Origin of the sequence: Nostoc sp. 'Peltigera membranacea cyanobiont' 232, from assembly GCF_002245985.1 — a bacterium.
In the GTDB taxonomy this organism is placed as follows: domain Bacteria; phylum Cyanobacteriota; class Cyanobacteriia; order Cyanobacteriales; family Nostocaceae; genus Nostoc.
The window spans coordinates 22,033-28,032 of sequence record NZ_NOLK01000101.1; the positions used below are offsets into that span (position 1 = coordinate 22,033).

5 protein-coding genes are annotated in these 6,000 nt (G+C 39.3%); 1 reads left to right on the plus strand and 4 read right to left on the minus strand.

Annotated features, from left to right (window positions below; translation table 11 throughout):
• Positions 1 to 148: 148 nt before the first annotated feature.
• Positions 149 to 850: a conjugal transfer protein TrbI gene (locus tag CDG79_RS27060; RefSeq protein WP_094344867.1), complete on the minus strand. Its 702-nt coding sequence runs from the start codon at positions 848 to 850 to the stop codon at positions 149 to 151.
• Positions 851 to 1,663: 813 nt separating this feature from the next.
• Here CDG79_RS27060 and CDG79_RS27065 point away from each other — a divergent pair.
• Positions 1,664 to 1,855 (plus strand): hypothetical protein, encoded by a 192-nt coding sequence (locus CDG79_RS27065; RefSeq protein WP_094344868.1) that lies wholly within the window; start codon positions 1,664 to 1,666, stop codon positions 1,853 to 1,855.
• Between the two features lie 246 nt (positions 1,856 to 2,101).
• On the opposite strand, the gene CDG79_RS27070 is transcribed toward CDG79_RS27065, so the two are convergent.
• From CDG79_RS27070 to psb34, 3 genes are all read right to left on the minus strand, one after another.
• Positions 2,102 to 2,839: a choice-of-anchor K domain-containing protein gene (locus CDG79_RS27070; RefSeq protein WP_094344869.1), complete on the minus strand. Its 738-nt coding sequence runs from the start codon at positions 2,837 to 2,839 to the stop codon at positions 2,102 to 2,104.
• A 446-nt stretch (positions 2,840 to 3,285) separates the two neighbouring features.
• Positions 3,286 to 5,460 (minus strand): tetratricopeptide repeat protein, encoded by a 2,175-nt coding sequence (locus tag CDG79_RS27075; protein ID WP_223278345.1) that lies wholly within the window; start codon positions 5,458 to 5,460, stop codon positions 3,286 to 3,288.
• 257 nt (positions 5,461 to 5,717) lie between these two features.
• On the minus strand, positions 5,718 to 5,897 hold the full coding sequence (psb34, locus tag CDG79_RS27080) for a photosystem II assembly protein Psb34 (RefSeq protein WP_094344871.1): 180 nt from the start codon (positions 5,895 to 5,897) through the stop codon (positions 5,718 to 5,720).
• Positions 5,898 to 6,000: the final 103 nt, after the last annotated feature.

Here is a 6,000-nt window from a genome sequence, read left to right on the forward strand (position 1 = left end):
TCGATACTGATTAAGACGATATAGAGGTATAGTAGTTGCTGTTAAATAAATTTTTTTAGGTCTAAAAATGAATGCGATCGCACACTATATTTAAAGTGGCGATCGCAAATCATGGATGATTAAACTCACGACTTGAATAGAGTTAAATCTAGTAGCGGGATTGTGGTACTAAATTCAAATTAGAATTCAGTGTGAGCCTTAAATCTTGTGCGGGTCTGATGACAAACGCATTTACTTCTTTTTTCCGCAACAGGACACTCGCACCCGCACCCGCAGCTGCACCAAGAACAGGTTTTAAGTCGTCAATTCTGTTGTTACCAGTAATTAGTGAACCTAAAAGACCAGCACCTCCACCAATAGCTGCGTCAGTTAAAACTTGACTGGTGCTAGGCCCCTGTGAAACTCTTTGAGTTGTGGTATATGTCCGAGAACTTGCATTAATCGACTGACGCTGACCATTAGAAAATTCTAATTCCTGAGCGATAAACCGCACGCCTTTTCCTTGGTTATCATCTGTATTTCTTGAATAATTATCTAAGTCAACAGATTCTAGCCGTCCATTTACTTTAGTTCCAGCAGGAATTAAGACATTTCTATTTTTGTCGATAATGTCATTGGCTATTCTCAAGGTTATAGATTTACTTTCCCCAGGAGCAATAGTAATTGTCTCTTTATCGTAGGTGACAGGAAAATTTACCCCAGATGGAATGGTAACGTTTCCATATTGACTAGTTCTGTTGTATTGTGCATTTGCAGGAGCAAAGCTGAATAGAGGGCTAATGATGCTTGTGGTAACGGCGATTGCCATAAGTGCAGCAGTTCCAGATTTCCATTGATGTAGGCGAGTCATAAGAGGGTTTTCCTTTGTGTGTGTGATATGTGTAATGACGGTGATTTACTGAGTTTGTTTCTGACTGTTTTTGAACCTGTCTATAAGCGTATTCCGAAGATAAAAGTACTTATTATGATGGGAGTCTGCGCGATCGCACCTCATAACTTGTATCCTGCTAATGTGCGTCACTCAAATCAGAGGCAAGACATTTATGCGACGTAAATGGGGATCGTTTTGTTCCCAAATGCTGTTTTATTACTTATGTCCACATATCTAAGCCATTGAATAGAGGCGAATGGGCTAACTGCGAACTCTGTATTTATATTCTAGATTGATTTGCTAGGACTTGGAAAATATTTTCGCTTTCTTAACGGTGGTTGGAGCGCTTTCTGCAACTGGTAGTCAGATATTGAATTAAGGTCAAGGTGATGACAACTGTGAGGACGTACAAGATTCAAGTCATTGACCAAAGAAAGGTCAAGACTAAAATCAGGTGCAAAAGCATGAGTTGGGGTTAGAAGGCTATCAATAGTAGGGACATAACCTAACCACTAGACTTTTGCTGATTCTAACTGTCTATTTGGCAATTCATCCTCATCGCATAAGTAGGCAGGCACAAATAAATATAACTATGTAACGAAAAGTAAAAGCGGTGAAAACCTTGTGATTGCTTCACTCCACTTCGTTGCGTTCGCAATGACATAGTTATAAATTTTCTCACCCACCTACTTACACAACTCACTCATATCACAAGCCTATATTTAAGCCTACAACAACCACCCGCCTGTAAAGCTAGGGATGTAGTGATTCAAACGATTTGGGAGTGGGTCAATGTTATCTAAGAAATTTCCTTCAAGAGATGAAGTGCTGGCTGTTGTAACGCTGATTATGGTGATTGGTTCTCTCACTCTTGCAATTATCGATGAAAAGAGTCGCCCTCCATTTCTCGATTTAACAAAATTTGCTGTCGGTACGTATATTGGATTATTGATACCTCGGTCAAGGTCAAGCGATCGCAACTAGCCAAATTCAAATTATGTCTTGGCAATTAGAAGTCGGACGACCATATAAACAAAACCCGCTAGCGCGGGTTTTAATTTTGTATTATACACAAAAAGCGATCTAACTTGAGTAAATTAGCGTACTACTTCGTCGAGTTTCCCGCAAAGATGATAACCGCTATAAAGCTCATATTGAAGCCGAAAAATTTCCTAGTTTAATTACATCTTTAAAGGCGAACAGAAGCAACTGTTCTAACCGCTAAAGCTCTTAGTATTTATTCTCCCAGAATTTTCTCCGAGATATCAGATATATCCCTAGCAGTGATATACCCGCTATCATTGCAGGTTCGGGTATGGGTTTGATTTCGGCATAAATAGCTGTTCTACTTGTGCCTCCTTCAAGAGCCTTAACACTTATCTGGGGAATATCTGAATTAAAGCCAGTTAGCTCAAGCGTGTATTTATTGCCTTCAAAGGTGAAACTGCGATCGCTCAAATTTTTGTCTATGAATACAAAGTCTGCATTATCTTCAGCATCTGTTGCGTCATTAGGTGTATTTACTAGATGCAACTTGAAGTTAAAAACTTGGCTGATTCCAGTGGGAGGGTTGAAGGATACATTGAGATTTAAAGGTACAAATTCAACGCTTGTACCTTTGAGTACCGTTCCATTAAAGTAAGTCAAATCAGCTATTTTGAATGCAGAGTTGATGTCTGCTGAAAATGAACTTCCATTAAAGGTAAGTTTATTTGAGCCTGTGACTGTACACCCAGGAGTACTTGGATTTGGTGGACAAACATTAGCATCGCCCCAAGTAAATGTGTTGCTTCCCACACCTGTATATACGGGATTGGTATCGATGCTTCCTGGAGTAGGTTCTCCCCATGTACCACTAGAGATACCAGAAAAAGTGAGAGCATCTGCTTGACCAGAGAAACTAAATCCTGTGGTTGCACTCACAAAAAAACTAGATATAGCAGTTGCAAAAATCAAACTTAGTTTCATAACTTAGGTTTCAATTCTCATCCTTGAGCTTTTTTCAACTAGATGTCTAGTCTACGTTAGTGAATTTACTGAAAATACGCCAATATCTTATTGTAATTTTTATAAAGACTTTATACTTATTTAAGTTTGTTTAACAATAAATTTATATTTATTAAGCTAAATTTATGAATTGTTTAAATATTTTACCATTTTATAATTAGAAAACTATTTGTGTAGGTGTAGCCCGTTGCAATACTTCTCGGTTAAGGGGAAAAGGGGAAAGGGAAAAGGGAAAGAAAAAACCTTTAACCCTTACCCTTTACCCTTTTCCCCAAACCCGATTCCGAGTTAAAAATGCTTAACCGAGCAGTATTGTAGCCCGTTGTAGACATGGCTACTTTAATTGATGCCCTGACTAATTGTCAAGTTTATATCAAGTTATTTTTCAAGAGTTTTCAGCGTTTTTCTTATAACTTTGACAAAATCTCTGGCAACAACTGACTAGGAATTTTAGATAAAGCCAGATTTTGTCCCTGTATCCCTAATTCATTATGAAAAGCGCGAATAGTTTTTACCACATAAGTAAAAGTTGTTTGATAAGCTTCGGGTTGTTTGCTTAATCCTTTTAAGGCTTTTAAATGGTTTTCTAATGCTACTTCTAGGTGTTGAGAACGTGTTGCTTTGTCACCATTAAATGACTTATCTATTACTAGCTGATAATGTGCTAGTCCCAGGTTATTATAAGAGGCAAGCAAATCGAAACTTAAAAGAGTATCGCTCAATGAGTGAGCCAAGTCTATGGCCTCTTCGTAAGCGCTGATGCATAGTTGTAGGTAGTTTTGCCGTGCCTGTTTAGTTGTCTGAGATAGGTTTGCTAAATGCCAGTAGGCAGTACCCAGATTATTTTGTGTAGCGGCGCAGGCACTAGGAACATTAGCTGGAGTGCGATATTTGAGAGCTTCACTATAGACATTAATCGCTAGCTGGAGATTTTGGGCAGGTTGTTCGTATTGTGCCAGATTCCAACAAGCAGTACCGATATTATTTTGAATCATGCCATACTTAAGCGGTTCTTCTTCGGGGTTGTAGTGTATAAGTGCTTCGTTGTAAGCTGCGATCGCTTTCTTTAAATGCACAATTGGTTGATTGTATTGCCCTAGATGCCAGTAAGCAGTACCTAAATTGTTCTGGCAAGCCGCATACTTTAATGAATCCATCTCGGCTGTACGGTAGCTGAGTGCTTCACTGTAAGCTAAAATTGCTTGCTGCCAATTTTCAGATGGGTGAGAAAAACGAGCTAAATCACCATAAGCTGTCCCCAAATTATTTTGCACACGAGCGTAAGTTTCTGAATGTGTCTGAGGTGACATCATCTTTAACGCCAATTGATAAAATTCTATCGCCTGCTCTATATAAGTTTGCCCTTCCTCAGAATTGGGTGGTGTGCGGTATAGCATCCAGTAGAGTGTGCCCAAATCATTCAAGATATCTGGAAGTTGCGATGAAGTTTCGTCATAGCTAATTGCCTCCTGATAGGCAATAATTGCCACCATCAGGTTTTCTAGAGTTGAATCTCCTTGCTCAATGCGAAGGCGGTATAAAGTACCCAAGCGATGATAAGCTTCTGCTAGTATCTCCCCTGGAACTTGGTTTTCGTGTAATTCTTCAATCTCCAGCAAAATCTGCTGCGGTTGTAAGTAATCTTCAGTATTTTGAGCAGAGTTTGTGTTGATTGTTGCTATTACTAGTTCTGTTAACTCGCTACTAACATAAGATAAAGATGACAGCGATTGATTATCATTACCACTACCAGACCTATTAGTAAATTCCTGCTGTTGTGGCGTAGCTTCCTGGGCTTTATGTACGCCATTCTCTTGTATTTCTGCTGGGAAATCGGAATTATTTTCAAACTTGAACTCGGTGGCTACCGTTCTGAGTTCTTCTTGGCTAACTGATTCATCTATAATCGACTGCTCAATATTCTCTAAATCCAAGCTTCCAGAACGTGAAAAACGTTCTGGATAGCCTGCTTGAGTTGCTGGTGTGGGTTCTCCAGCAAATACAAATACGCCAGTCCGGCAACGCCAAAACTGTGGTGCTGATTGCTTGATGGCAGATAACCAAGGGCGCGGTATCCACAACAGCAAGTTAGATTCTAGGAATCGGCTGGATTCTTGGGTAGAAAAATATTGTTCGCTTAAACGAAGATAGTGTAAAAATAAACGCTGTGTTGCGACTGGTTGCTTGGTGAGATGCTCCACACCTACAATCTGAAATGCTGGGACTGGAAAAGGTCTTCCAGGGGTATCTTTTGATGCCCCAACAATTGGCGGTGGATAATTTGCCAACCATTGATTTATCTGGACTATGGGATTGGGGTCGTTTAAATTCAAACGTAACGTAACTAATCGCGGATAGGCTGGAGTGCTATTTTCCTGAGCATTTGATGACCGATATAGCACCTGTCCAACAGGATAAGCCAATGTAGAATGCAGACGGGCTGCCACTTGATTTCTTAAGTGTAAATTATCACATACAGCTAAAAAAAGTTGTCGTCGCAAGCCAAGACTTAAGGCAAGTTTCAGGCGGTGGTATACTTGCCGATTCCAAGTTGAATTATTGTTGTATGCAGTATCATTCACGCTTAAAGAGCCAAAACAAAGTATATATCACCGTTCTGGGTGCATCCAAGTGGGCTAAACTCATGATAGAAATCATTTTTAAATAGATATTGTGCTGCTCAGGATAAATTAAGCCTTTATAAATATAAACAAATAAGTATATAATTATACTTTAATTGCCAGTTCAATTTTAACAAAAAATAAAAAAGCAGGCCCCTATTTAAATCGGAACCTGAAAAACTATAAAGAAGATGAAGTTTTCTGAAAATATTTTACGATCAACTGCTCTTAGAAACGAAGAAGGCGACTAGAATCAAGGCGACAACCAAAGCTGTAGCGGCGATTCCTAGTATGAGATAAGTTCGTTTTTGCCCTTCTGTGGGAGGTTCTGCTTGATAAATCTTTGGTTCCCGGGCAAAATTATTCAGAAGGCCGCCTTCTTCATTGGTATAGGGCATGAATTAATTCCTTTATCTTTATCGTTAATTTAATGTTACATAAATGCTAAATCCGCTCTGAAACTGCTAGACAAATCGTTACATTGGGGATTGGGGATTGGGG